The sequence below is a fragment of the Longimicrobium sp. genome (assembly GCF_036399935.1).
In the GTDB taxonomy this organism is placed as follows: Bacteria; Gemmatimonadota; Gemmatimonadetes; order Longimicrobiales; family Longimicrobiaceae; genus Longimicrobium.
Window position 1 is genome coordinate 1 of the sequence record NZ_DASWMD010000074.1, and the last position, 26,563, is coordinate 26,563.

Genomic DNA, 26,563 nt, shown 5'->3' on the forward strand with positions numbered 1-26,563 from the left:
AGGAGTTTCCGCGAGGATCGAGCGTCATCCGCACTGTGTGGCGGATCCCTCAGTCGCTGCCGTCATCGGTGTACGGGCAGGTTCGCCGGGGCCGCTCCATCGGGATGACATTGTGCGCCCCATCGGCCGGAGCGCGATCGAATTCTCCCTTTCCCCTGCGAAACTGGGGAGAGGGCCGGGGAGAGGGGGCTGCCGAGGCGTGCACGGGCAGCCAGTCGAAGAGCACCCCCGCTCGTGGCCAAGGAGTTTCCGCGAGGATCGAGCGTCATCCGCGCTGTGTGGTGGATCCCTCAGTCGCTGCCGTCATCGGTGTACGGGCAGGTTCGCCGGGGCCGCTCCATCGGGATGACATCGTGGCCCGTCGGCTGTCGTGCGCGTCCATGGTTTCGGACGGCTCGGGGTTGTCTCAGGCGTGTGGTTGAAGCCCCGAGCGGGACGCGACAGCGGCCCGAGTCGGGGCTTACCGCCGTTCCAGCCGCGGGTTCACCCGCCCCTGGATCGGGGCTGGCGCTTGGCCGGTTCCGCCTGGTTCACCCGCCCCTGGATCGCCGTGGCTTCCGTCGATCGACGCCCGGCCCTCCCGCAAACGAAAAAAGGCTCCCGTGCACCTGCGCGCGGGAGCCCTTCGTCATCGATCGGACGTGCTACTCTTCTTCGCCCTCGTCGTCGCCGTCCGCGTCACCCTCTGGCTCGGCGTCGGGGTCGGGCGCGTCGGCGGCCTCTCCCCTCAGCACCAGCACCCATCGCGGCGGCGTGTGGCGGTGCGACTGGTAGAAGTCGCGGAACAGGTCCACGGCTTCGCGCGTGGCGCCGGCCCGCTCGTCTTCGGGAAAACCCCAGAGCAGAAGCTCCATCACGGCCCTGGCGTCGCGCCCCGGAAGCGCGTCGTCCGGCTGCCCGGCCACGCCCGCCCGCAGCTCCCGCGCGTAGTACTTCTTCCACAGGCGCAGGTTGCGTTCGTACGGAACGGAGCCGTCGATGAACTTCTTGGTGGCGCCCACCTTCACGCCCGCACGTTTGGCAACCTTGCGCAGCGACGTGCGCGCAACCTGGCCGCGCACGTGCTCACGGATCCGGTCGATGGACGGATCGGCGACACGCTCGGTCATAGGACCCTCCCCGGGCGGGAGGGCCTTGTGCCTCGTGCACTTTGTTTGCTTCGTCTTGGATTACACTCTACAGATTAGTGCCGGTTTTTGGTCCCGGCAAGAACCTGAAAGCGCGATCCCGCAACTTATACAAAGTAGACGCGGCGCGATAAACTCTTGTTCACGCCAGAAGTGCAGGCGTAGCGCGCCCATTCGGACCGCGCGCAATGCGCCACAGGTGTTACGGGGGTGTAACGCCTGTGGCGGAAATTGATTCAGAAAAGCACGGCGCGCACCTTCACAGCAGTGCCGCGAGAAGCGCCAGCGCCGATCCCACGGCTGCCGCTACGGACACCACGAGGGCGGTCCTCGCCTGCCGCTCGGCCGCCTGCGCCCCGGCGCGCGCGGCGGTTTCGGCGATGCGCTGCACATCCTCGCGGAGCCGCTCGGCGTCTTCGCGGGAGCGGGCCTGCGCCTTTTCCATCCGCCGCAGCGTCTCGGACAGGGGCGTGACGGTGTCCTCCACCTCCACCAGCCGTGTCGACAGCGCGGAGACCTCGTCATCCATCCCGCCGCTCCCCGCCAGCCCGGCCATTCCCGCCAGCGCCGACTCGCCGAACAGCGACTGGTCCATCACCCGCCTGGAGGCCAGCACGTCGTCCACGGCGCCCTCGAAGTGGCGCTGCGCGATCCGCTTCTCCGCGTCGGGGCCAGGCTCCGCGATGGCCATCTGCGCGGCCTTGAGCACGGCGTTCTTGATGTCGCCGCCCGTCAGCGGGTAGCGCTGGGCCAGGGCGGCGAAGTCCACGTCGGCGGCCAGGGGCGTCTTGCGCGCATGGATCTGCACCTTCCAGATCTTTTCGCGCTCCTCCGGCCCGGGCTGCTCGAAGAGGATGTGGGTGCGGATGCGCCGCTCGAACGCGGGGTCGAAGTTGGCGGCCAGGTTGGTGGCGAAGATCACCACGCCGGGAAATTCCTCGAGCTCGCGCAGCAGCACGTTCACCACCGCGTTGGCCTCGCGCTGGTAGCCCTGGTCCATCGACGTGAAGCGGCGCCCGGCGATGGCGTCGGCCTCGTCGAAGAAGAGCACGGCATTTTCCTCCTGGGCGCTGGCGAACACGGCGGCCACGTTCTTGGCCGTCGCACCGGCCCACTGGCTTTCCAGCTCGTTGTAGCGAACCACCAGCAGACGCTTGCCCAGCGCATGCGCGATCGCCTCGGCGCAGATCGTCTTTCCCGTTCCCGGCGGCCCGGCGAAGTTGAAGGCCAGCCCCAGCCCGCTTTCGTGCCTCTCGCCGAGCCCCCACTCGCCGAAGATCAGGTCGTGCTTCTGGATCTGCACCAGCGCGTTGTCCAGCGCCCGCCGCGTGGACGGGGGCAGCACCACGTCGGCGAAGGAGCGCCGCGGCGTGCTGGCGCTGGCCAGGGCCGCCCGGTCGGGGCCGAAGATCAGGTCGCGCAGGGGGTTGTTGGACATGCTTGGGGGAAGTGCGTGAGTGCGTGAGTGCGTGAGTGCGTTAGTGCGTCAGTGGCGGGTGCAAGGAGTTCGCCTGGGATGGATACCGTGCCGCTCGTGGCGGGAACGGCGCCTTGTGATTACCTTTCGATGCCGGCTTTTCGTCCCCCCGCCGGCACCCTCTCCGATCCGTCCTTCCGCTGGAGTGCTCCCATGAGATTCGACCGCACGAAGTTCTTCGACGCGTACACCAGCGCGTTCGGCGCGCTGAAGCAGAGCCAGAAGGACGGCCTGAATGCGCTGCTCGCCGCCGCCGAGCGAGACGGCGACATCACCGACATCCGCTGGCTGGCGTACATGTTCGCCACCGTAAAGCACGAGTGCGCCGGCACCTGGCGGCCCATCGAGGAGTACGGCAGGGGCAAGGGCCGCAAGTACGGCCAGCCCGTCACCGTCACCGACGCGGCCGGCAAGGAGTACAACAACGTGTACTACGGCCGCGGCTACGTGCAGCTGACCTGGGACTACAACTACCGCGCGATGGGCGCCGCGCTGAAGAACCGGCTGCTGTACGAGCCTCATCTGGCGCTGGACGCCGAGGTGGCGTACGAAATCATGTCGCTGGGCATGCGGAAGGGCTCGTTCACGGGCAGAAAGCTGGCGGACTACATCCACGACGGCGCCTGCGACTACGTGCAGGCCCGCAAGATCATCAACGGGCTGGACCAGGCGGAGCGCATCGCGGGGTACGCGCAGAAGCTGGAAGCCATCCTGCGTGGCTCGGCCGTCGCCGCCGTGCCCGGCATCCCGGCCCCGCCCCAGCCCGTCGCGCCCATGATGCCGTCGCCCGGCATCGCCCCGGCCACCCGCCTGCCGAACCTGTAACCTCCGGCGGCGCGACGATTCTCGTCGGCTCCGCAACACGTCGTCGGCCCGGCTCCCCGTGCGCGGAGCCGGGCCGCCGTGCATCTTGCAGGGATTGGAGCCGACGCCGAACAGGAGATCGCGATGAGCCGCCGACCCATCCAGGCCAGCATCCGCACGCACGCAGGCGATGACGAGGTCGCCGACGGCGTCCGGACCGAGGACTTTCGCGAAGCGATGTCGCTGTGGGCCAGCGGCGTCGCCGTCCTGGCTGCTTCGGACGGCGACGACGTCGAGGCGATCACCGCCAGCGCGGTGACGTCGCTTTCGGTGGACCCTCCGCTGGTGCTGGTGTGCATCGGGAACCACGCGGCCATCCTGCCGACGATCCACGAGCAGCGCCGCTTCGTCCTCAACCTGCTGGCGGAAGGAGACCGGCGGCTGGCCTCGGACGTGGCGCTGCGGGTGCCGCCGGACCCGTCGCGCCTGCCCGCGTCGGGCGACCCCGTGCTGGAGGGCGCGCTGGTGTCGCTGGTCTGCAGGCTGTGGGAGACGTATCCCGGGGGCGACCACCAGATCGTCATCGGGCAGGTGGAGCGGGTGGAGATCGGTGCCGAGGCCGCGCCGCTGGTCCACTTCGCGCGGGAGTACCGCGCGCTGCGCTGACGCGGGTTCATCGAGCGGACGGGACAGGGAGGCGGACGTGAGACAGGTGTGGATCACCCGGCGCGGCGGGCCGGAGGTGCTGCAGGTGCGCGAGGCGCCGGACCCGGAGCCCGCGGCTGGCGAGGTGCGCATTCGCGTTCAGGCGTCGGGCGTGAACTTCGCCGACGTGCTGGCGCGCATGGGATTGTACCCCGACGCGCCGCCGCTCCCCACCGTCGTCGGCTACGAGGTGGCGGGGGTGATCGACCGTGTGGGCAAGGACGTCGAGGGATTCCGCGAGGGCGACCGCGTGGGCGCGCTCACCCGGTTCGGCGGGTACGCGGACGTGGTGTGCGTGCCGCCGATGCAGGTGTCGCCCCTGCCCGGCACGCTCTCGTTCCAGAAGGCGGCGGCCATCCCCGTGAACTACCTGACCGCGTGGATCATGCTGGTGCACCTGGGCTGCGTGCGCGAGGGCGACCGCGTGCTGGTGCAGGCCGTGGCGGGTGGAGTTGGCCAGGCCGCCGTGCAGATCTGCCGCTGGCGGGGCGCGGAGGTGATCGGCACGGCGAGCGCGGGCAAGCACGAGCGCCTGCGGGAGATGGGCGTGGCGCACTGCATCGACTACCGCACGCAGGACTTCGAGGCCGAGGTCAAGCGCATCACGGGCGGCAGCGGCGTCGACATCGCGCTGGACGCCGTGGGAGGCGAGTCGTTCGCCAAGAGCTATCGCTCCCTCGCGCACCTGGGGCGGCTGTACGTCTTCGGCGTGTCGAGCTTTGCCCCGGGCAAGCGCCGCAGCATCCCCGCCGCCGTGCGCGGGCTGTGGAAGATGCCGCGCTTCAGCCCCATCCCCATGATGAACAAGAACCGCGGCGTTCACGGGGTGAACCTGGGGCACCTGTGGAAGCGTGTGGACCTGCTGAAACGCATGCAGTCCGAGATCATGGAACTGGTGCAGGACGGCACCTTCGATCCCGTCGTGGACCGCGTGTTTCCCCTGGAGCAGGCGGCGGATGCGCACGCATGGATCCAGGACCGGAAGAACTTCGGGAAGGTGCTCCTGGGGAGTGCGTGAGTGCGGAAGTGCGGAAGTGCGGAAGTGCGGAAGTGCGAAATGAAAGGAGCCGGGTCCCCTGGGATGGCCCCCGGCTCGTGGTGCGTTCGCCGTTCACTCCCGCACTAACGCACTCACGCACTCACGCACTTCCTCGAGGGTTGAGCGAGGTTGCTGCGCGCCGTAGATTTGCGGGATTCCGTCCCGTTGGTTCGTTTCGTCGTTTCCGGCCCGTGTGGAGCCCATGAGCACAACCTGCCCGTCCTGCGGCACCGCGTCCGCAGGACGTTTTTGCCCCGATTGCGGAGTGGCGCTGAACGCCACCTGCCGCGAGTGCCAGAACCCGCTGCCCCTGGGCGCCCGCTTCTGCAACGACTGCGGCGTCGCGATCGCCGCGCCCACCGCCGCCCGGTCGCGCAAGGCGATGGTTCCCTGGGCGCTCGCGGGCGTGTCCGTGGCCGCGCTGGCCCTCGTGCTGGTGTTCCGCCCCGGCGCCGAGCCTGCCGCACAGCCGGCCGCCGCGGTGCCGGCGGGCCCGTTCGCGCAGAGCGGCGCCCCCGCGGGCGATCCGTCGTCCGTGGACCTTTCCAGCATGACGCCGCGCGAGGCCGCGGACCGGCTGTTCAACCGGGTGCTGAGCGCCGAAGCCAGCGGCGACACGACCCAGGCGCGCCAGTTCGCGCCGATGGCGGTGCAGGCGTACGGGCAGGTGCCGCAGGACAACGACGTGCGCTATCACCTGTCGGAGCTGTATCGCGTGCAGGGCGACGCGGCGGCGGTCAAGGCGCAGGCCGATGCCATCCTTGCGGTGGACCCCAAGCACCTGTTCGGCCTGTTCGCGGCCGGGCGCGCGGAGGCGATGGGCGGGAACGCCGCGGCGTCGCGCGCGTTCTACAAGCGGTTCCTGGATGCGTACGGCGGCGAGGTGTCGCGCGACCTTCCCGAGTACCGCGACCATCAGCAGGCGCTCCCCAGCATGCGCGCCGAGGCGGAACGGCTCAGCGCGCAGTAGGCCGGCGCCCCTCCCCGCTCAAACAGCGTGCGGAGAGGGGGAGACCCGGCGCGGTCACTGCCCCGGGCGGTACACGCGCTCCGTGTGCCCGCGCAGCTGCCCGGGGTAGAAGTACACGTCGCGCAGGCGGCCGGCCGCGTAGCGCTCCGCCTGGTCGTTGAAGTGGCGGGAGCGGGGGTCACCGCTCTCGCCGCCGGCCGTTACGGCCCGCGCCCGCACCGAGTCGCGCCCGAACTCCACCGCGGCGACGAAGCTGTTGCCGCTGGTGCCGTACCACCGCCGGCTGCCGTTGCGCGGTGCCGCGGCGAAGGAGGCGAGCGAGCCCCAGTGCCCGTGGGTGAACCCCACCGGGATGCTGGGGCCCGCGTCGCTGAAGGGGTGCACCACGTCCCCCGTGATCCGCTGGAAGCGGTTGATCTCCCCCCACGGCGTGCGCCAGCTGCCGAACTCCCGCTCCAGCCGCTCCACCGCGAAGACGAGCGCCTCCAGGTGCTGCTCCGGGGTCAGGGTCGCCGCGGCCCAGTGCAGCGTCGTCGCCGTGGGGCCGCGCTCCGCCACGCCGGGCGCCCGGCCGCCGTGCTCCCCCCACAGCCTTGTCCCGTAGAAGATGGCGAGCGAAGTGGGGACGGAAGCCGCGTCCCAGCGGCGGTCCCACCCGCGCAGCGCGGCCACCGGCTCGGCGAGCCGCGCCCGGCGGGGGTCCCCCGCCGGGAGGGCATCGTACGCGCGCAGGAGCGGCGGCAGCACCAGGTCGAAACCGGGCATGTGCGGGTCGTACGCCGCGTCGATCAGCCCCTGCAGCGTCCACCCCCGCCGGCCGCGCAGCAGCTGCAGGGCGTGCAGGCCGCGTGCGTTCTCGCCGTAGGTGTCCATGTAGCGGGCGAAGCGCTCGGGGCGGGGTGAGCTCTCCCCGGAAACGGAGTACGGCGTGTTGTTGGTGTTCTGGATCCACCCGGTGGCGGGGTTCACCACGCCGGGCGCCTCGTCCAGGGCATGCAGTCCGCGCCAGTCGGTGGCCGGGTCGCTTCCGTCCACCGGCCGCGTGTAGTCGAAGCGGTCGTCGCGGCGAGGGATGAACTGCGGGTGGAAGTAGGCGATGTTCCCGTCCGCGTCCGCGTACACGGTGGCGTTCGACGAGTTGGCGCGCAGCTCCAGCGCGCGGCGGAACTCCGCCAGTGTGCGGGCCCTGGTGCGCAGGTAGCTCTGGCTGAGCGCCTCCACCGGGGTGTTCATCATCGCCACCGCCACCCAGCGGCCGTCCTGCTCGCGCACCACCGGCCCATGGTGCGTTCGGAACACCGCCAAGCTCCGCCGCCCCATCGCCCCGTCCGCGCCGCGGACGGACACGGTGACTGTGTCCGTGGTCACCGGCCGCTCCTCGGCGCCGTAGCGGTAGACGTGGCGGCCACCGCGCTCCGCCACCGTTTCCAGGAACTCGTCGACGGCGTCCACCCCGCTGGTGGTGTGCATCCACCCCAGCCGGTCGTTGAAGCCCTGGTAGATGAAGAACTGCCCCCAGGTGGCGGCCCCGTACGCGTTCAGCCCCTCGTCGCTGGTGGCGTGCAGCTCGGCGCGAAAGAAGAACGAGGTGTGCGGGTTGATCAGGAGGAGCGCGCGCCCGTTCGCCGTGTTCGGCGGGGCGATGGCGATGCCGTTGGAGCCGCCCTGCTCCTTGAAGGCGCCGGTGTCCGGCACGGGCTGCCGGGCGGCCACCTGCCGGGTGCCGTAGAAGGCGGCCAGGTCGCGCAGCGACACCCGCTCGATGTCGGCTCCGATGCTCCCCTCGCTGAACGACAGCGCCATCCACGGCTCGAACCGGCGGATGGCGCGCGGCGTCACCTGGGGGTGCGTGTGCAGGTAGAAGTTGAGCCCGTCCGCCCACGCGTCCATCAGCGACCGCAGCCACGCCGGGCTCGCGGCGTACTGGGCCCGCAGCGTGTCGTGGTCGATGAAGAGACGCTGCCGCACGTCCTGCCACACCGCGGCCTCCCCTTCCGCCTCGGCCAGCCGCCCCAGCGACACCAGGTAGTTGCGCTCCACCCGGTTGAAGTCGTCCTCCGCCTGGGCGTACATCATCCCGAACACCGCGTCGGCGTCGGTGCGCCCGCGCACGTGCGCGATCCCCCAGTCGTCGCGCGTGATGGTGACGGCCTGCGCGCGCGCCTGCCACCGCGCCAGGTCGCCGCCGGCGTGCGCGGCGGATGCGGGCGCCGGCGCGCGCGGGGCAGGGGCGGCGCACGCGCTCAGCACGAGGAGCGCGAGCACGTGCCGGGCGGGGGACGTCAGGAGGCGGTTCATGGGCGCATTCGTTCGGGGAGGGGCGGCCGTCCGGGTGCACGGTCTGCCGCCCGCCGGTCCCCGGAACCTGCGACGGCGCGGAGCCGCGCCGCAAGACGCGGCGGGCAATCCGCCCGGGTCGGGTTCTGAACCGGCCGGCGCCCGCAAATTCCCAACCGCCGCGGCCCCTGTTCCTCGTTGGTACGCGATGTCGCATTCCTTGCGCGCCATGCTTCGTTTCGCTATCATTTGAGGCTCCTATCCCCACAGACATGCCGCTGTACCGAGCCGCCCGGCTTCACGGGCGAGTTCGCCGTTTTCACCATTCCCGTGAGGACGCCCCATGCGCAACCGCTTCACCCCCGCGGTGCTCGCCACCGCCCTCGCCGCCCTGGCGGCCTGCTCCGATGCCGGTCAGCCCGTTGCGCCCGACGTGCAGCCCGACCTGGCCCGCGACGGCCAGCCGGTGCCCACGCGCCAGGAGCAGCGCGGCGGCACGTTCATCGAGCTGAGCGACGCCCAGCTGTGGACGGCGGTGCAGGAGGGCGGCGGGCGCGTGATGGTGGGGCTCAAGGCTCCCGGCGGCGCGCGCGGCGTGTGGCAGGGCAAGGTGCTGGTAGACCGTGCCACGTGGACGCAGGGCAGCGCCGCCGTGCTGGCGCAGCGCGGCGTGCAGCTGATCCAGGCCGACGACCTCCTCCCGCGCGTGCAGGTGCGGGTGAGCGACGCGGGCGCGCTGGCCGCCATCCGCAAGCTTCCGATGGTGGACTACGTGGAGCCGGTGCTGGTGGCGGGCGATCTGCACGCCTTCGCGGGGACGGGCGGCTGCGGGTACGGCAGCGCATGGACGGGCGACCGGCAGTACACGTCGACCAGCGACATCTACTCGCAGAAGTTCACGGGGATGAACATCCCTTCCGCCTGGAGCCTGAGCGCCGGGGCGGGGATGACCATCGGCCTGATCGACACGGGCCTCTCGTCGGGGCAGGGGCAGTTCACCAGCACCTTCGCCTCGGGCTCCAGCACCGGGCGCACCATCCGATTCATGAAGGTGGCCTCGCAGTCCAGCGTGTACGACGGGTGCGGCCACGGCACGCGCATGGCCGGCATCATCGCCGCGCCGTGGGACGGGCGCAGCGTGGGCGGCATCGCCTACAAGGCCAACCTGATCAGCGTTCGCCAGGCCAGCGGCGTGGCGGCCGTCAGCAGCGCCGACGCGGCCGAGGCCGTGCGCATCGCCGCCTCCAACGGCTCGCGCGTGATCGTGATGGCGTGGGAGAGCCTGAACTGGTGGTGGCAGGTGTCGGACGAGATCGAGTACTGGCACTACAACCGCCCCATCCTGTTCCTGGGCGCGGCGGGCACTTCCGGGTGCGGCGACGGGATCCTGGACAGCAACGTCGTCTTCCCCGCCGACATGCCCGAGGTGATGGCGGTCACGGGGATCACCTACCCCGGCGGCGGGGTGCCCTGCGGCATCCACCGCGGCGCCGACGTGGAGATCACGGCCTACCTGGACGTGCCCAGCACCGGCCAGTACACGGGCGACGTCGTGGGGATGGGCGGCAGTTCCAACGCCACGGCCGTCGTGGGCTCCATCGCCGCGCTGGTCTGGTCGCGCACCCCCACGCTGACGCGCGACCAGGTGCGCGCGCGCATCCAGCAGAGCGGTGCCTTCTACCCCAGCCGCCACTCCGAGCAGGGGTACGGCCTGGTCAACGCGCTCAAGGCGGTTCGCGGGTACTGATGAATGGAGGCTCCGGGGCATTGGTGCTCCAGGGCCGCCCCATGACGTCGGATTCCGCGCTACCATCAGGTTCCTTGAGCGGGTAAACCCGCCGCTGGAAAGGCGGAAAGCCCCGACACAGGCCGCTTGCGCATCCTGTTCGGGGCTTCACCTTCACGCGTACCGCACCTGCCGGCGCGCGATCGATGCGAAGCGGGGGAGAGGGCAGGGGAGCGGGGGCTGCCGCGGCGTGCAGCGATAGCGCGTGGAAGCGCACCCCAGCCTCGTCGGCTTTGTGTTTCCGCGGGCGTGGCGCGTTTCTGCAGAGTGTGTGGCGGATCCCTCAGTCGCTGCCGTCTGCCGTGAGGCGGAGGGTTCTCCGGGGCCGCTCCATCGGGATGACAGACGCGCGTCCGGAGCTTCGGCGTGCATGCAGGTGAAGCCCCGGGCGGGACGCGGCAGCGGCCCGAGCCGGGGCTTTCCGCGGTCCCAGCCGCGGGTTCACCCGCCGCGGGGGGCACCCCGCTGTCGCGATCCCGGAGGAGGAATGCGCCGCGGCCTTGGGTACGGTGCCCGCTGCCGCGCCCCGGCTACAAGGTGTCCTCGGCTAGATCCTTCGGCCCGCGCAGGATGTGCTCGGGGCTGGTTGAGTGCGCCTGGGCCTCTGGATGACAGACTCCCTTCCCCCGCGCCGTTCGCGGGGAAAGGGCTGGGGATGGGGGCCCCGTCGGCATGCGCCGGAACCACCCCCTCCGGCCCGTGGCTTGCGACGGTCGGCGGCCCCAGGCGGATGACGGAAATCCTGACGGGAGGCGCAGATGCAGGATCGTGAAGCCCAGAGCGACGTGAACCCCGGCCGCGTGGAGCGCGGCCTGGACGCGGCGCCCACGCAGGGAGCGGAGAACAGCGAGAACGAGGGGCTGCGCGGCGGGCCGGTGATGGAGCGCGAGCGGGAAGACGGCGGGCAGATCACCACGCGCGAGGCGTTCGACGGGCCGGGGCAAGCAGGCCGCGAGAACATCCTGAACGGCAGCCGCTCCGGCGGAATGGAAAACCGGCCGGGCGACCGCAGCGATCCCATGCCGGAAACCTCGGGCAGCGCGCGCCCGGCTCCGCGCGAAGACCCGGCGTCAGGCGGCGGCCTCAGCTGATCGCAACTGCTGGTCTCACACGGAGGAACGGCGGAGGACTCCGTCGTTCCTCCTCCGTGCGAAGCTTTCTTTTCGGCTCAGGTAATCACGTTCCAGACCGCCCGCGCGGCCAGGTACGCCAGGATGCCGATGCCGCCCAGGATCACGACCAGGGCGACGATCACCGCGCTGACCACGCCCTTGCTGGAGCGGCGCGTGCTGCCCGGAAGGTCCATCTCGCGGCGCAGCAGCGCCACGTTGCGCGCGTTGGCCTTGAACGCCGCGTCGAACAGGTCTCCCAGCACGGGCACCGCGCCCGCCACCGCCTCTACCCCCATGTTCAGCAGCATGCGGATCAGCGTGGGGACCGATGCGCCCAGCCGCGCCGCCTGCACCACCACGTAGGCCGAAACCACGGCGCCCGCCGCGTCGCCGAAGCCGGGGATCAGCCCGATCACCGCGTCGAGCCCGAAGCGCGCCTGCGTTCCGGGCACCCGGATGGAGTTGTCGAGCAGGTGGCTCAGCGCGTCCAGGCGGCGCAGGGCGGTCTGGCGGGCGGGGTTCGGTGCGTCCATGGCGGGCCGTGGAAAGGGGGTGAGATGGGGGTCAGGAGGAGAGCGGATGCATTTCTCCGTCCCACACCAGCTGGAAGGGGCTGGTGCCGGCGGCGACCTCGGCGCGGCGGAAGTAGTTCTGCACGTAGCGCACGCCCTCGATCACCTCGTCACGGGCAATGTGCGAGTGCCCGAAGACGTGCACCGCCGCGCCGGCGCGCCGCACCTGCTCGTCGATGCCCAGCGACCCGGCCACCAGCGGCAGGCCCTTGAAGCTCAGCGAGTGGACGCCGGGCAGCAGCTCCGGCCGGGGAACAAAGTGCGAAAAGGTGATCGCCGGGGCGTCGTACTCGCGCACGTGCGGCTCGTTCATGGCCAGGAAGAACTGGTCCACCCGCTCCACGTCGTCCGGCCAGCGGCAGAAGTACAGGTCCGACCACGCCTCCAGCTCGGCCTGCACGCCCTCGCCGCGCACGTCGAACGAGGCGTCGTACCACGAGAACAGCGGCACCACCCAGGCGCCGCCCACCCGCGCCGGCCGCGTGCGCACCCCCACCTGGCTGCACACCCGCAGCACCGCCTGGAACTTGTCTACCGAGGTGCGCTCCTCGCCCCGCACCCACAGTTCGTGGTTGCCCGGAACGAAGAACACCTCGGCGAAGCGCGAAACCAGCAGCTCCAGCGTGTCGCGCAGCACCGCCTCGGAATCCGCCACGTCGCCGGCAACGATCAGCGCGTCGCCCCGGTGGCCGTGCCCCACCGCGCGCTCGAGCGCCTCGCGGTTTTCTCGGAAGTCGGTGTGAAGGTCGGAAATCGCGTAGATGCGCATCGGCAGAATCCAAAGGAACGGACGGCCCTGATCGCCCCCTCCTCAAAAAGAACGCCCGCCGTCGCGAACGAGGGCGGGCGGACTCACTTCTTGGGGGCGGCTTCGTCAGGCGGTGCCTTTTCGCGGCGCCTGCGGCTGGCCGTGGGGTAGGGCACTTCCCGGGCGTACTCGGCCTGCAGGCGCCGCAGAAGCCAGCGTTCCAGGTCTGCCGCCAGCGCGGGCGGGCGCGACATCCCCCGGAAGACCTCGAAGACGGCGCTGATCTCGGCGCTGGCCTTTTCCAGCCCGCGCGGCAGGAGCAGCTTCAGCTGCCCCGCGCTGGGCGCAGCCTCGCCCTCGGCCACCGAAAGCCGCTTCCGCTCCAGGTACAGCTGGCCCATGGCCCGGCGGCTGCGCTCATGCGGGCGGTCGGTTTCGCCGATGATGAACTTGCGCAGCGCCTCGTGCCCCAGGCCCACGCGCTTGGCCGCGGGACGCAGGGACGACTCGAGTACGAGCTCGCGCATGAAGCTGCGCAGCTCTTCGAGTCGCACCGAGCGCCACTCTTCGTCATAGCTGACGGGGGCGCCGGTCTTGCGACCATTTTGTCCACTAAGCGTTTTCGGACACTGGGGATTGTAGAAGCGCGGTCCCCCCAGCGCAAGGCGAGACCCTGCCCCGTGACGCCATCGCGATCAACTCCGTACCACACGTGGCGGATAACGCCGTGGCAGGCGATCCCGATTGCGTCCGAAGGAGCGGAGAATGTGCGGCTGGAGCGGGGCCGGGCGAGCCCCGCCCACCGCGCGGCGTGCTCAGTCGTCGTCTTCTTCGTCGTCGGACTCGAAGCCCGAGGCTTCTTCCTCGATGCGCTCGGTCAGCCCGCTCCCCCAGGCGCTTTCCAGCAGGCGGCGCACGCGCGGGAAGCGGCGCATGACCTCGGCCATCTCGGGCGTCACGAAGATTTCCAGGACCTCGCTCCGCTTGTAGTCGACGGATTCCTCGTCGTCCAGGAACGCCTTCAGCTCGTCGAGAAGGTCCTTGAAGTCGCTGACCAGCTCCGTGGGAAAGTGGCCTTCGTCCAGCGCCACCGCCGACTCCACCCAGTCGTGCACCTCGGCCACCAGCGAATCGAACCGCTCTTCCACCTTCGAATTGCTCATCCCGGTTACGTCTCTCTTCACGGTTGGGTTGGCGCTCTCGCGCGGCGTCCGCGCCTGGGCCGCCAGGTTTGGTGCCGGGCCGTGTTCGGCGCGGCGGAACACAGCGTAAAGTCCTGTCCCGGCCGGGTCAAGTGCCGTGAAGCAGGCGGCACACGGTTGCCGCCAACGGCGCCCCACCCCCGGCCCCTCCCCGCACGGTACTGCTGTGCGGAGAGGGGGGAACTTCGGTCCGGGTTCGACAGGGTGTCGGTGAATGCCTTGGGAGCCCCTCCCCCCGGCCCCCGTCCCCCGCTCCGCAGGGGAGGGGGAGAACTGCATGCGCCTTCCGGTTCACGATCGTGGCTCGGTGCAGAGTGGCGGCCGCCGCTCCGTTGGAGCGGGTGAACCCGCCGCTGGAAGAGCGGAAAGCCCCGACACAGGCCGCTGGCGCGTCCTGTTCGGGGCTTCACCAGCACGCACACCGCACCTGCGGAGCGCAATCGAATTCTCCCCTCTCCGCATGCGCAGCATGCGGGGAGGGGCCGGGGGAGGGGCCTCCCGCGGCATGCGCCGGCAGCCGGTCGAGACGGACCCAAACCCCACTGGCCAGGGTGTTTCCGCAGCGTCGGAGCGTCATCCGCGCTGTGTGGCGGATCCCTCAGTCGCTGCTGTCTTCGGTGTACGGGCAGGTTCGCCGGGGCCGCTCCATCGGGATGACACGGGCGCTTCGACGGGCTCGGCAGTTCCCGGCGGAGGGCTGGATCACACCTTTCGCTTTTCCAGATCCCGCAGCACCACGCGCGCGGCGTTGCGGCCCGAGGCGCCCATGATCCCGCCGCCCGGGTGCGTGCTGGCCCCGGTCAGGTACATCCCGCGCAGTGGCCCCCGGTACTGCGCCATCCCGCCGAACGGGCGCAGCGCGAACATCTGCGTGACGCTCATCTCCAGGTGCATCACGTTTCCCCGCACCAGCCCCAGCTCCCGCTCCAGCCAGAGCGGATGCTGAAACAGGCTGCCCACCACCTTGGCGCGCGTGCCCGGCGCGTACTTCTCGAAGGTGTCCAGGATGCCGCCCGCCACGCGCTCGCCGATGTCGTCCCAGCTGACGCCGCCGGCCAGCTCGTACGGGTAGTACTGCGCCCACAGCCACAGCACCTCGCCCCCGGGCGGCGCGAGCGAATCGTCGACCGCGCTGAAGGTCATCGCCACGATGGGCGGGTCGCGCGTGGGCTCGCGGCGCAGGTAGTCGCCGTACGCCGAAAGGATCTGCTGGCGGTCGCGGCACAGCAGTTGGAGCCCCACCCTGGCCTCGCGCCCCGGGTGCGCCGCGTACTCCACCGGCGAGTCCAGCGCCAGCCGCAGCACCGCGCCGAATCCGTTCCCCACCTGCATCCCGCGCGCGGCGGGCGGCCGGTGCTCCGGCGGCAGCAGCCGGCCGAACGTTTCTACCGCGTGCGTTCCCGACACCACGGCACGCGCGGTGTACGGCTGGCCGCGCACCCGGATCCCCACGGCCCGTCCGTCATCGACGAGGATCTCGTCCACGCCCGCGCCCGTGTGAACGTGGCCGCCGTGCGCCTCCACGTGCCGGGCCAGCGCCTGCGTGAGCACCCCCGATCCCCCGCGCGGCCGGGCGATGCCGCCCTCGTGGTAGAGCGGCTGCCACAGGAGAAAGGGCGCCGTCAGCGGCTCCGTGGGCGGCGGGCCGGACTGCGCGGCCATCCACACCAGCGGCGCCTTCACCTTTTCCTCGCGAAAGTACTCGTCTACCACCTCGCCGTACGGGCGAAGGATGGTGCGCAGCGCGCGCTGCCAGTCACGGCCGAAGGCGCGGTTGAACAGGAAGCGCTTCCCCAGCTGGAAGGGGCTGGGCACCTCCAGGAAGGCGTCCTTCACCAGCCGCGCGAAGGGGCGCCAGTCGTCCATCAGGCGGCGGTACGCATCGCCCTCGCCCGGGTACTTTTGCTCCAGCTCCTGGGCCGTGCGGTCGGCGTCGCGGTGGATGAACAGCGAGTCGCCGTCTTCGAACGGGGCGAAGAAGAGCGGGTCCAGCTCCAGGTACTCCAGCCCGAAGCGCTCCAGCCCCAGCTCCTCCACGACGGGCGTCAGGCGGATGAGGATGTGCGCGCTGCCGCCCAGGTCGAAGCGGTAGCCGGGAACGATCTCCTCCGTGGCCACCGCCCCGCCGACGATCGAACGCTTCTCGAACACGCCCACGCGGTAGCCGGTCTGCGCCAGGTACGCGGCCGTGATCAGCCCGTTGTGCCCGGCGCCGACCACGATGACGTCGTAGTCGTGCCCGCCCCTCACGCGGCCCTCGCGGGTGGGTGGAGAAAGAGGATCATCCCCTGCACCACCAGCAGGTTGGTCACCAGGAAGAAGACCGCTTCTTCCAGCGGCAGCACGCCCAGCGAGGGCCCCAGCGTGTGCGCCGGGCTGATGCGCCAGATTTCGAGATGGATGGCCACGGCGTCCGCCATCCACAGGTACAGCGTGGGGATGCCGACGGCGAATGCGAAGACGCGGCGCCGCGCCCAGATCTCGCGCCCGGCGTACGCCCACTGCAGGGCCAGCACCGGCGCCGCCCAGGCCAGGATCAACCCCAGGTAGGTGCCCTTCTCGAGCGTCAACAGCAGCCCGCCCGCGAGCGCCGCGGCGGCGTACACCAGCGCGCCCGTCCACCGGCTGACGTTGCCCGCCATCGACGGAACCGTGGGGAGCAGGGAGCACAGCCAGAGCCCCGTCAGCAGCGGCTGCAGGAGAAAGAACAGGTACTCCTCCACCGGCACGTAGCCGATGGTGCCCACCACGCGGTCGCTTCCGTAGTTCCACACGCCGCGCCAGATCAGGTAGTTGTCCCACGGCGTGGTGTAGACGAGCGCGATCAGCGCCATCAGCACCAGGAACCGCCCCGCCTGCGGATGGATGCCGCGCAGGCGCCGCCGCTGCGTCCACGCGAGGACGAGCAGGGGCGGGACGATGAACACCAGCAGAAAGGCGAGGTAGCTCACGCGGCGCGCCGGGGAGCGGGGACCACGCGGTCCAGCACCCGCGCCGAGCAGAGCACGCCGGGAACGCCGCCGCCCGGGTGCGTTCCCGCGCCCACGAAGTACAGCCCACCCACGTCCTCGGACCGGTTGTGGTAGCGGAAGTACGCCGACTGGGTGAGGATGGGCTCCAGCCCGAACGCCGCGCCGTCCTCGGACCGCAGCGTGTGCTCGAAGTCGTGCGGGGTCAGAAAGAACGGCTTTACCGGGCTCTCACCCAGGCCGGGGAGGAGGCGCTTTTCCAGCGACGCGCGGATGCGCTCCCAGTACGGCTGCGCTTCGCGGCTCCAGTCGATCCCCGCGCGGGTGTTGGGCACGGGGGACAGGACGTAGAAGCCCTCCTTCCCCTCCGGCGCCAGCGACGGGTCCGTCCGCGTCGGCGCGTGCAGATAGAGGGAGAAGTCGTCGGCCAGCACGCGCCGGGTGAAGATGTCGTCCAGCAGCGGCTTGTAGCGGTCGCCCAGGACGATGGTGTGGTGCGCCAGCTCCGGAAACTGCTTGCGGCTGCCGAAGTAGGCCACGAACAGGCTCATCGACTGCCTGCGGCGGCGCAGCGACCGGTCCGTGTGCCGCCGCCGGTGCGCCTTGCCGATCATCTGGCCGTAGACGCGCGACGGATCGGCGTTGGCGACGACGACGTCGGCGGCGAAGCGCTCTCCATCCGCCGTCCTCACGGCTACGGCACGCCCGCCGGACACCTCGATCTCCTCCACCGGCGAGCTCATCCGCACGTCCACGTCCATCTCCCCCAGCAGCTTCACCAGCCCGGCCACGATGCTGGTGGTGCCGCCCATGGCGAAGTGCACACCCCACTTTCGCTCCAGCCAGTGGATCAGCAGGTAGATGGAGGTGGTGCTGAACGGGTTGCCGCCCACCAGCAGGGGCTCGAAGGTGAGCGCCTGCCGCAGCCGCTCGTCGTGGATGTAGCGCGAGACCATCCCGTAGACGCTGCGATGGCTGCCCAGGCGGATCATCTGCGGGATCACCCGCGCCATGTCCGACACGCGGTCGAACGGCTGGTCGGCCAACTGTGTGTAGCCCACGTCGAAGATGCGCTCGGCGTGGGCAGCCAGCTTTCGATACCCGTCCACGTCGCGCGGGCTCATGGCGCGGATCTGCGCGATCAGCCGCTCCTCGTCGCCCACGTAGTCGAAGGTGCTGCCGTCGGGATACAGGATGCGGTAGAAGGGGTCCACGGGCACCAGCTTCACGTAATCCGCCATGTCGCGGCCGGCAAGCGCGAACAGCTCTTCCAGCAGATAGGGCGCGGTGATCACCGTGGGTCCGGCGTCCCAGGTGAAGCCGTCCTGCCGAAAGACGCGCGCCCGGCCGCCGGGCTGGTCCAGCGCCTCCAGGAGGGTGACCCCGTAGCCCCGGGCGCGCAGCCGCACCGCCGCCGCCAATCCCCCGAACCCGCTGCCGATGACCACCGCGCGGCTGCCGCTCATGCCTCTGCCCCACCAGGATGAAGGTCGTTCAACGCCGTGCGCAGCTCGTCCAGGTCGCGCAGCGGCACGGCGCCGGCGCGCCGCAGGGGCACGGCTGCCGCCTGGGCGCCGGGCCCGCCCACGAAAAGAGTGACGCCCTCTGCCACGGCGGCGCGTATTTCGCGTACTTCCGTATGGAGCGCATCCGCATCATCTTCCAGCACCGCGCTCAGCAGCACCACGCGGGCGCCGCGCACCTGGACGGCGGTGGCGATGTCGGCCGCGGGGAGGTCGGCGCCCAGGTAGGTGACGCGCCACCCCTCCTGCGCCGCCGCCACGGCGGCCAGCAGCGCGCCGAACTCGTGCCGGTGGCCGCGGGGCGCCACGGCTACGGCGTCCGGGGCGCCGCGCGGCACGGGAAGCGACTCCGCCAGCCAGCCCAGCACGCGGCCCACCTGCGCGGAAAGCACGTGCTCGTGCGCCGGGGTGATGCGGCCCTGCGCCCACCGGTCGCCCACGCGGTGCAGCAGGGGAACCACCACCTCGTCCGTGAACTCGTGCGAGGGCAGTGCGACGGCGGCACCCATCAGCGTGGCGTACAGGCGCGGCGCGTCCATCGCCTCCACCGCGTCGAGCGCCGAAGAGACGAAGACGCCGGCCCCGGCGCGCGGCCGGCCCTGCGCCGCGCGGGGCACGTCGTCGTCCCCCACCAGCGCCGCCAGCTCGCCGACGGACAGCGCGGCCGCCTGGCTGATGCCGTGCCCCGCCTCGGTGGCCAGGCGCAATTGGCGGAGCCGCGCGATGTCGGCCTCGGAGTACAGGCGGCCTCCCGCGGCGTCGCGCCCGGGCTGCACCACGTCGTATCGGCGCTCCCAGGCGCGCAGCACGTGGGGCGAAAGCCGGGTCATACGGGCCGCGACGCGGATGGGGTACCGCGGCAGCGTTTCGGACGCCTGCATCTGCACTCCCTGTCGAAGTACGGTCAAGCTATGCTATGAACAGAAGCTTGACAAGCCTTATACAAACCTTGTATCGTCCCTGCGACGCTCACGGCCGTCCCAGGCCGGACGAGCACGGCGTGACATCAGCCGCAGGGAAATCCCGAATGCGCAGCTCATCCGCCCCATCCTTATCGGCCCGCCTGCCCGGCGCGGGGCTGATGCTGCTGTACGCGTTCACGGCGTTCGCCCTGTTCGGCTACGCCACCTTCGGGCTGCACCCCGGGCTCCTTGCCCGCTATCCCCAGTTCGCCCGCTTCTACGGCATCTCCTTCCAGTTCTTTGCGCAGGCGCAGATCTACCTTGCCTGGGCCGTCCTGGCCGCGGTGCTGTCGCTGTACGCCGGGAGGCGCTGGGTGCCGGCTTTCTGTGCGCTCTACCTGCTGAGCCTGTGCAGCGAGCTGCTGGGCACCGGCGCGGGCATTCCCTTCGGCGAGTACCACTACACCGAGGCGCTGGGGGCGCGGTGGTTCGGCGCGGTGCCCATCGTCATTCCGCTCAGCTGGTTTTTCATGGCGCTGCCCTCGTACGCGGCGGCGCGCGCGGCGCTGCCGGAGCGTCCGGTCGCCCGGGTCCTGGTGGCGTCGCTGATCCTGCTGAGCTGGGACCTGGCGCTGGACCCGGCCATGAGCCACGCGACCGCGTACTGGGTGTGGGGCCAGCCGGGCGCGTACTACGGAATGCCCTGGCTGAACCTGTTCGGCTGGTACGTCACCGGATTGGGATTGATGGCCGCGCTGGCGGCGCTGCGGTCGGACGCGTGGGTGGCCCGGGTGCCCACGCGGTGGATGCTGGCGTTCTACGGCGCCAACCTCCTGCTCCCCGTGGGGATGAGCGCCGCGGCGGGGATGTGGGGCGCCGTGGCCGCCACCGCCGCCGCGCTGGCCGGTGCGGCCCTGGTCGCGCGGGCGCTGGGCCGCAGCGGGCAGGCGCACGCGAGCATGGTGAGGGCGACCGCATGAGCGCGCCGACCGTGATCGCCGAGCCCGTGCGGGAGCTGCTGCCGCGGGTGCGCGAAGGACTCCTGGCCGCGTCCGCCGCCGCGGGTGCGCAGGGGCTGCCCGGGACGGACGCCGCAGGGCAGCTGCTGAGGCCCGTGGTGGCCTTCGCCGGCGTGCGCGGCGAGCCGCCGGCCGGGTTCTGGGACGCCGTGCTCGCCGTGCAGCTGGCGCACGAAGCGTCGCTGCTGCACGACGACGTCATCGACCAGGCGGCGGTCCGCCGCGGCCAGCCGACGCTGGCGACGTCGCGGGGCGTGGCCTGCGCGCTGGTGCAGGGCGACCACCTGCTGACCGCCGCCTACCGGGCCGCGGCGCGCACCGGCAGCCTGGAATTCGTGACGCTCTTCGCCCGAGCGGTGGAGCGCACCGTGGCCGCCGAAGCCGCGCAGGGGCGCGGGGCAGGGCAGGTGCTCACCCGCGCCGCCTACGACGAGATCGCCCTGGGCAAGGCGGGCGAGCTGCTGGGGTGCGCCCTGGCGTCGGCGGCGGTGCTGGAGGGGCGCGCGGATGCGGGAGAGGTGTTCGAGCTGGGCCGCCGGCTGGGGCTGCTGTACCAGATGCTGGACGACCTGCTGGACTACTGTCCGCAGACCGACACGGGAAAGCCGCCCCTGGGCGACTACGCGCAGGGGCGGTGGACCTGGATTCTCGGCCAGGCGCCGGACCTTCGCTTCGGCGGCGAGCCGGGCCACGCGGCGCGGGCGCTTCACCGCTCCACCGCGCGCGGCCGTCCCATGGCCCGCGCGCTGACGCAGCTGGAGGCGGAGGGCCGGCAGCTTCGCGCAGCGCTTTCCCGCCACCTGCCGGGCGACGCGACGACGGTCGGGCTGGTGGATGATTGGATCGCCCGCGCCCGCGAGGCGGTGGCGCGCGAGGCTGTCGTCATCGAGACCCCGATCGCCGTCCCCTCCGCCGTTCCCGCGGTGGACCTGGCGGTCGCGCTGCGTGCACGCGTGCCGGCGCTGGATGCGGTGGACGCCTACCTGGCGACGGGAAGCCGCTCGTTCCGCTTCGCCTCTCGTCTCTTCTCCCCCGACGACGCCGGGCGGGTGGCGCGGGTGTACGCCTGGTGCCGGGTGACGGACGACCTGGTGGACGATCCGCCAGCCGGGGTCGACCCCGCGGAACTGCTCGACGCCTGGCTCGGGCTCTCCCGCCGCGCCTACGATGGGCATCCCACGGGGCTGCCGCTGCTGGACCGCGTGATGGGAGAGATGGCCGCGGGCGGCGTCCCCTTTCGCCACGCCGCGTCGCTGGTGGAGGGGATGCGGATGGACCTGCGCGGCGAGCGCTACGCCACCCTCGCCGAGCTGCGCCGCTACACGTTTTGCGTGGCGTCCACCGTCGGCCTGTGGCTCACGCAGTTGATGGGGGTGGACGACGCCGTGGTGCTGGAGCGCGCGGAGCGGATGGGGCACGCCATGCAGCTGACCAACATTCTGCGCGACGTGGGCGAGGACCGGGCGAACGGCCGGATGTACCTGCCCGCGGACCTGCTGGCGAAGCACGGCATCACCGAGCCGGCGCTGGCGCGGATGTGCGCGGGTGGGACCATCTCCCCCGCCTGGCGCGCGCTGGTGGAGGAGCTGATGTCGGTAGCGGAGGACGACTACCGGGCCGCGCTGGAGGCGGTGCCCTCCCTTCCGCCGTCGTTCGCCCGCCCCGTGGCGGTGGCGGCGCACGTGTACCGCGGCATCCATCGCGAAATCCGCCGCAACGGCCACGACAACCTGCGCCGCCGCGCGCACACCCGGGCGAGCGCCAAGGTGAGCCTGGCGCTCGCTGCACTCTGGGAGCTCTTCCGCGCCTCCCGCGGCTCGGCGAGCCTCGGCCGAAGCCGAACCCTTCAGGCCGGCACGTGGAACTGATCCAGCGTTTCGCCCTCCCGCTGCTGCTCGCGGCCGTGCTCTCCGCCGTTCCCGCGCCGGCGCACGGGCAGGACCCGCTGCAGCGCATCCGCCAGCTGTACCTCTCCGCCGTGGAGGACGAGTCGGCCATCGCGCGGGGGATGCGGGCGCTCCGCGAGGTGCGCGCGGCGGGCGCGGTACGGGCGGGAAGCGGATTGGATGCGGCGCTGACGGCGTACGATGGCGCGCTGGCGACGCTCAGGGCCAAGCACGGCAGCTGGCCCCCCGCCCGCCTGCGGCACCTTCGCCAGGGGCTGGCCGTAATGGACGCCGTCGTCGAAGCGCACCCGGACCACCCCGAGGTGCGCTACCTGCGGCTGATGAGCTGCTACTATCTGCCGAGCATCCTGGGCCGGACCGCATCGGTGCGCGAAGACTTCGCGGCCCTGGCGCGGCTGCTCCCGGACGCGCGCGGGGAGTATCCGCCGGAGCTGTACGCCGCCATCACGCGATTCGTCCTGCGGCACGGGGAGCCGACGCCGGGGCAGCGGCGGGCGCTGGAGGCGGCGTTAGGGGAATCCGGCGGATGAACAGCCGCTTTTCGCGCCCGGCGGTTGCCGCGTTCGAGCTGTTCTTTCGTCCGTGGATGCGGCGGCGGGTGCACGCCGTGCGCGTCTCCTTCGCCGCGCCTCCCCCGTCTACGGACCGGCCGCTGCTGCTGGCCGCCAACCACGTGAGCTGGTGGGACGGCTTCGTGCTGCGCGAGGTGCAGCGCGCGCTCCGTCCCGGCGCGCCGATGTACACGGTGATGTCGAGCGCGGAGCTGGCGCGCTTTCCGTACTTCCGGCTGATGGGCGTCGTGGGCGTGGACCCCGCGTCGGCGGGCTCCGTCTCCCGCGCCCTGGGATTCCTGCGGGCGCGGCTCCGCGAACGGCCGGAATCCACGGTCGTCTTCTTTCCCCAGGGGCGCATCTGGCCCTCGCACCGCCGTCCGCTGGGCTTCCGGCGCGGGGTGGAGGTCTTCGCGCGGCGCCTCTCCGCCCACGTCCTCCCCGTCGGCATCCACGCCGAGCCACTGAACACCGTCGCGCCGACGTTCTTCGTCTCCGTGGGTGAGGGTGTCGACGGACGTGTGCCGGCGGAGGAACTGGAGCGGCGGGTGGAGAGGGAGATCGATGCCGTGCTCGGGTTCCTGGCGGAGCACGGCGAGGACGCGGGAGACGCGTGGCCGGAGGGGACGCGATGATGGTGGTGTCGCTGGCCTCCACCGTCCTGCTCGCGGCCATGCTGGTGGTGGCCCTGTGGAATCTTGCGGCCGCGCGGCGGCTGGAGGCGGCGGGCGATCCGTCTTCGCGCCCCGTGGTGAGCATCCTGGTGCCTGCGCGGAACGAGGAAGCCAACCTGCGCACCCTGCTCCCCGCGCTGCTCCGGCTGGACTATTCCAAGCTGGAGATCCTGGTGCTGGACGATGGGTCGGAGGATGGCACGGCGGCCGTCGTCCAGGAACACGCGTCGATGCGGGGTGCGCGGCTTCGCCTGCTGGAGGGGCGACCGCCGCCGCCGGGGTGGATGGGTAAGTCGTGGGCCTGCCACCAGCTGGCCGCGGGCGCCGGCGGCGAGGTGCTGGTGTTCTGCGACGCGGACGTGGTTCCCCTGCCCGCCGCGCTGGACCGGACGATCGCGGCCATGCAGTCCGCGGGCGCCGGGGCCGCGACGGTCATCCCCCGGCACCGGCTGGACGGGTGGATGGAAAGCGCCGTGGTGCCGCTGGTAGCGCAGCTGCCCGTGCTGGCACTCCTGCCGCTGGCCCTCGTCCACCGGGTGCGCGCGCCGTCGCTGTCGATGGCGAACGGGCAGTGGCTGGCCTTCACCCGCGCCGCGTACGCCGAATGCGGCGGGCACGCGGGCGTGAGGGAGACGGTCCTGGAGGATGTCGCGCTGGGCCGGCGGGTGAAGGAGGCGGGGCATCGCCTGCTGCCCCTCGTCTCCCACTCGCTGGTGAACGTGAGGATGTATCGGGATTCGGCCGCCCTGTTCCACGGCTTCGGCAAGAACGTCTACGCGCTGGCGGGGGGACGGCCGGCCACCTTCGCGGCGGCCCTGGCGGTGTTCGGCCTCGTGGCCATCTACCCGTGGCTGGGCGCCATCCTGGGCGTGCGCGGCGCCCTGGTGCCGCTGGCGCTGCTGGCGGCGGTGCGGGCGTGCGGGGTGCTGCTCTTTCGCCACGGCCTCCGCTCCGCGCTGCTCCATCCGGCGGGAAGCATGCTGCTGACGGCGATCGCGCTCAGGTCGTACGTGGGAACGCGAAGGGGTACCATGGAGTGGAAGGGAAGGCGGATTGGCGAGCCGGGTGCCCGGATGAGGAGCGCGGCGTGAGCGAAGAACGGGTGATCCTGGTGGACGAAGGCGACGTGGAGCGCGGGACGGCCGAAAAGCTGGCCGCCCACGCCGAGGGCGCGCTTCACCGTGCCTTTTCCGTGGTCGTCTTCAACCGCAAGGGCGAGATGCTGCTGCAGCGCCGCGCGGCCGGCAAGTACCACTCGGCGGGGCTGTGGTCCAACGCCTGCTGCGGGCATCCCCGCCCGGGCGAGGACGTGCGCAGGGCGGCGAGACGCCGCCTGGCCGAGGAAATGGGGATCGACTGCGCGCTGGAGCCCCTGTTCCACCTTCGCTATCACGCGGACCTCGACGGCGGCCTGGTGGAGAACGAGTACGACCACGTGTTCACGGCCCTGTACGACGGCGACGAGCCGCGGCCCAACCCGGCGGAGGTGCAGGCATTCTGCTGGGTGCGGTTGGACGAAATCCGCCGCGACATGGACGAGGAGCCGGAACGCTACACGGCGTGGTTTCCTCTGCTGGTCGACGAGCTTGCCGCGGAAGGCGTCCGGCACTGATCGCCTCCGGGAAAAAGGGAGAGGGCCGGCCCCGCGTCGCGGGGCCGGCCCTCCGCTCATCCATACGCAGGTGGCTGCCCGTCGGCTGCCCTAGTTGACGGCGACGTGGCCGGGGTGCACGGCGGGAAGGCGCAGGCGGAAGAGGCTGCCGGCGCCGGGGGTCGACTCGGCCTGCAGCTCGCCCCCCAGCAGCTGGGCCAGGCGCTGCGAGATGGGAAGCCCCAGCCCGGTGCCCCCCTCGGCGGAGTTCGGAAGCTGCACGAACTCGTCGAAGATGCGGGGCAGGTCCTCGGCGGGAATGCCCAGCCCCATGTCCACCACCTCCAGCTCCATCCAGCCGCCCTCCCGCCGCTTGCAGCGGATGACCACCGGCTTGCCTTCGCCGAACTTGATGGCGTTGGACACCAGGTTCAGCAGGATCTGCCGGACGCGGCGCGGGTCGGTGATGATGGGGTCGGGGCAGTCGCCCTCGGCCAGGTCCAGCGGCGTGTTGCGGCTTTCGGCTACCGGGCGCACGGTGGAAAGCAGCTCCTCGATCAGTTGCGGCACGTGCACCGGCTCCGAGGCGATCTCCATCTTCCCCGCCTCGAGCTTGGACAGGTCCAGCACGTCGTTCACCAGCTCCAGCAGGTGCCGCGTGGCCCGCTGCGACCGCTCGATGCTCTCCTGGACCCCGGCGGCCAGCGGGCCGTACACCTCGGCCAGCACCAGGTCGTTGTAGCCCAGGATGGCGTTGATGGGGGTGCGCAGCTCGTGGCTCATCACCGTGTAGAAGCGGCTGCGCGCATGCACCGCGTGCTCGCGCTCCTGCTCGGCCAGCTTGCGGCGCGAGATGTCGGCCGCGCCCACGGCGATGCCGTCGCCCAGCTTCACCGCGGCCACGCGAAGCCACAGGTCCAGCCCGTCGTGCGCGTAGTGAACCTCGCTTTCGCGCGGCTCGCCCGTTTCCACCACGTCGGCGTACAGGCGGAACAGCCCCGCGTCGAGGTTGCCCGGATACTCGGCGATGATGGCGCGGCCCCGCAGCTCCTCGGGCGTGCGCCCCAGCATGCGGCAGGCGGCGGGGTTCAGGTATTCGAAGCGGAAGTCCTGGATGGCGCCATCCACGCCCCGCACGCTGCGCAGCACCACGAAGGCGTCGGGCGAGGTTTCCTGCACGGTGCGAAAGCGGATCTCCGCCTCGCGCGCCTGCGTCTCGGCGCGGTACAGGCGCACGGCGTGGCGAAGGCTCTGCGCCAGCCGCTCGGGGGTCAGCCCGTCCTTCTGCAGGTAGTCGGAGGCCCCCTCCTTCATCAGCCCCACGGCCGTCTGCGTGTCCTGCTGGCCCGTGAGCATGATGACGGGCGCGTCCACCCCCGACTCGCGCATGCCGCGCAGCACCCGCAGGCCGTCGCCCCCCGGAAGGTTGTAGTCCAGGAACACGCAGTCGAACGGCTCGCCCTTCACGGCGTCGAGCGCGCTGGCCACGTCCACGGCGTCGGTCACCTCGGCCGTCACCCCGCCGGCGCGAAGGGCGCGGCGCACGGCCATGCGGTCTACCTGGTCGTCGTCGACGATCAGGATGCGAAGCGTTTCTTCCGGCTCCAT

Annotated in this window: 24 protein-coding genes; 12 read left to right on the top strand and 12 right to left on the bottom strand. The window is 71.5% G+C overall.

Features of this window, described 5'->3' with window-relative positions:
* Positions 1–644: 644 nt before the first annotated feature.
* On the bottom strand, positions 645–1,109 hold the full coding sequence (locus tag VGB24_RS21865) for a hypothetical protein (protein WP_331075044.1): 465 nt from the start codon (positions 1,107–1,109) through the stop codon (positions 645–647).
* Positions 1,110–1,386: 277 nt separating this feature from the next.
* Positions 1,387–2,565 (bottom strand): ATP-binding protein, encoded by a 1,179-nt coding sequence (locus VGB24_RS21870; protein ID WP_331075045.1) that lies wholly within the window; start codon positions 2,563–2,565, stop codon positions 1,387–1,389.
* A 192-nt stretch (positions 2,566–2,757) separates the two neighbouring features.
* Here VGB24_RS21870 and VGB24_RS21875 point away from each other — a divergent pair, with 192 nt between their 5' ends.
* The 4 genes from VGB24_RS21875 to VGB24_RS21890 all read left to right on the top strand — a co-directional run bounded on the left by VGB24_RS21875 (position 2,758) and on the right by VGB24_RS21890 (position 6,122).
* On the top strand, positions 2,758–3,429 hold the full coding sequence (locus VGB24_RS21875) for a glycoside hydrolase family 19 protein (protein ID WP_331075046.1): 672 nt from the start codon (positions 2,758–2,760) through the stop codon (positions 3,427–3,429).
* A gap of 123 nt (positions 3,430–3,552) precedes the next feature.
* Entirely contained in the window at positions 3,553–4,074 is a 522-nt protein-coding gene (locus VGB24_RS21880) for a flavin reductase family protein (protein WP_331075047.1), read from the top strand.
* Between the two features lie 37 nt (positions 4,075–4,111).
* Positions 4,112–5,131 carry a medium chain dehydrogenase/reductase family protein gene (locus tag VGB24_RS21885; RefSeq protein ID WP_331075048.1) on the top strand — a complete coding sequence of 340 codons (1,020 nt, stop codon included), beginning with the start codon at positions 4,112–4,114 and terminating at the stop codon, positions 5,129–5,131.
* 223 nt (positions 5,132–5,354) lie between these two features.
* A complete protein-coding gene (locus VGB24_RS21890; RefSeq protein WP_331075049.1) occupies positions 5,355–6,122 on the top strand; it encodes a zinc ribbon domain-containing protein in 768 nt (255 codons plus the stop codon).
* Between the two features lie 54 nt (positions 6,123–6,176).
* On the opposite strand, the gene VGB24_RS21895 is transcribed toward VGB24_RS21890, so the two are convergent.
* Positions 6,177–8,420, bottom strand: coding sequence for a penicillin acylase family protein (locus tag VGB24_RS21895; RefSeq protein ID WP_331075050.1), 2,244 nt, complete (start codon positions 8,418–8,420; stop codon positions 6,177–6,179).
* Between the two features lie 322 nt (positions 8,421–8,742).
* Here VGB24_RS21895 and VGB24_RS21900 point away from each other — a divergent pair, with 322 nt between their 5' ends.
* Positions 8,743–10,146 carry a S8/S53 family peptidase gene (locus VGB24_RS21900; RefSeq protein WP_331075051.1) on the top strand — a complete coding sequence of 468 codons (1,404 nt, stop codon included), beginning with the start codon at positions 8,743–8,745 and terminating at the stop codon, positions 10,144–10,146.
* A 797-nt stretch (positions 10,147–10,943) separates the two neighbouring features.
* Positions 10,944–11,276, top strand: coding sequence for a hypothetical protein (locus VGB24_RS21905; protein ID WP_331075052.1), 333 nt, complete (start codon positions 10,944–10,946; stop codon positions 11,274–11,276).
* A gap of 77 nt (positions 11,277–11,353) precedes the next feature.
* Here the strand turns inward: VGB24_RS21905 and VGB24_RS21910 are convergent, their stop codons facing one another.
* From VGB24_RS21910 to VGB24_RS21945, 8 genes are all read right to left on the bottom strand, one after another.
* Entirely contained in the window at positions 11,354–11,830 is a 477-nt protein-coding gene (locus VGB24_RS21910; protein WP_331075053.1) for a DUF4112 domain-containing protein, read from the bottom strand.
* Between the two features lie 31 nt (positions 11,831–11,861).
* Positions 11,862–12,638, bottom strand: a complete 777-nt coding sequence (locus VGB24_RS21915; RefSeq protein WP_331075054.1) for a metallophosphoesterase family protein — start codon at positions 12,636–12,638, stop codon at positions 11,862–11,864.
* Between the two features lie 83 nt (positions 12,639–12,721).
* A complete protein-coding gene (locus VGB24_RS21920; RefSeq protein WP_331075055.1) occupies positions 12,722–13,171 on the bottom strand; it encodes a hypothetical protein in 450 nt (149 codons plus the stop codon).
* Positions 13,172–13,432: 261 nt separating this feature from the next.
* Positions 13,433–13,780 (bottom strand): hypothetical protein, encoded by a 348-nt coding sequence (locus VGB24_RS21925; RefSeq protein ID WP_331023854.1) that lies wholly within the window; start codon positions 13,778–13,780, stop codon positions 13,433–13,435.
* A 741-nt stretch (positions 13,781–14,521) separates the two neighbouring features.
* Positions 14,522–16,069, bottom strand: a complete 1,548-nt coding sequence (locus tag VGB24_RS21930) for an NAD(P)/FAD-dependent oxidoreductase (RefSeq protein ID WP_331075056.1) — start codon at positions 16,067–16,069, stop codon at positions 14,522–14,524.
* The gene (locus VGB24_RS21935) at positions 16,066–16,770 is read right to left on the bottom strand and encodes a lycopene cyclase domain-containing protein (protein ID WP_331075057.1); all 705 of its coding nucleotides are present in this window, start codon (positions 16,768–16,770) and stop codon (positions 16,066–16,068) included. Before VGB24_RS21935 ends, VGB24_RS21930 begins: the two co-directional genes overlap by 4 nt.
* Positions 16,767–18,254 (bottom strand): phytoene desaturase, encoded by a 1,488-nt coding sequence (locus VGB24_RS21940; RefSeq protein ID WP_331075058.1) that lies wholly within the window; start codon positions 18,252–18,254, stop codon positions 16,767–16,769. Before VGB24_RS21940 ends, VGB24_RS21935 begins: the two co-directional genes overlap by 4 nt.
* Entirely contained in the window at positions 18,251–19,219 is a 969-nt protein-coding gene (locus VGB24_RS21945; RefSeq protein WP_331075059.1) for a MerR family transcriptional regulator, read from the bottom strand. The genes VGB24_RS21940 and VGB24_RS21945 overlap by 4 nt, the downstream gene beginning before the upstream one ends.
* Positions 19,220–19,338: 119 nt before the next feature.
* Here VGB24_RS21945 and VGB24_RS21950 point away from each other — a divergent pair, with 119 nt between their 5' ends.
* The 6 genes from VGB24_RS21950 to idi are packed head-to-tail and all read left to right on the top strand — an operon-like array spanning position 19,339 to position 24,976.
* Entirely contained in the window at positions 19,339–20,193 is an 855-nt protein-coding gene (locus VGB24_RS21950; protein ID WP_331075060.1) for a carotenoid biosynthesis protein, read from the top strand.
* Positions 20,190–22,100 (top strand): squalene/phytoene synthase family protein, encoded by a 1,911-nt coding sequence (locus VGB24_RS21955; protein ID WP_331075061.1) that lies wholly within the window; start codon positions 20,190–20,192, stop codon positions 22,098–22,100. The genes VGB24_RS21950 and VGB24_RS21955 overlap by 4 nt, the downstream gene beginning before the upstream one ends.
* Positions 22,091–22,669 (top strand): hypothetical protein, encoded by a 579-nt coding sequence (locus VGB24_RS21960; RefSeq protein ID WP_331075062.1) that lies wholly within the window; start codon positions 22,091–22,093, stop codon positions 22,667–22,669. The genes VGB24_RS21955 and VGB24_RS21960 overlap by 10 nt, the downstream gene beginning before the upstream one ends.
* Positions 22,666–23,325, top strand: a complete 660-nt coding sequence (locus tag VGB24_RS21965; RefSeq protein ID WP_331075063.1) for a lysophospholipid acyltransferase family protein — start codon at positions 22,666–22,668, stop codon at positions 23,323–23,325. Before VGB24_RS21960 ends, VGB24_RS21965 begins: the two co-directional genes overlap by 4 nt.
* Positions 23,304–24,455, top strand: coding sequence for a glycosyltransferase (locus VGB24_RS21970; RefSeq protein WP_331075064.1), 1,152 nt, complete (start codon positions 23,304–23,306; stop codon positions 24,453–24,455). Before VGB24_RS21965 ends, VGB24_RS21970 begins: the two co-directional genes overlap by 22 nt.
* Positions 24,452–24,976 carry an isopentenyl-diphosphate Delta-isomerase gene (idi, locus tag VGB24_RS21975; protein ID WP_331075065.1) on the top strand — a complete coding sequence of 175 codons (525 nt, stop codon included), beginning with the start codon at positions 24,452–24,454 and terminating at the stop codon, positions 24,974–24,976. The genes VGB24_RS21970 and idi overlap by 4 nt, the downstream gene beginning before the upstream one ends.
* Before the next feature lie 90 nt (positions 24,977–25,066).
* Here idi and VGB24_RS21980 read toward each other — a convergent pair whose 3' ends face one another.
* A complete protein-coding gene (locus VGB24_RS21980) occupies positions 25,067–26,563 on the bottom strand; it encodes an ATP-binding response regulator (RefSeq protein WP_331075066.1) in 1,497 nt (498 codons plus the stop codon).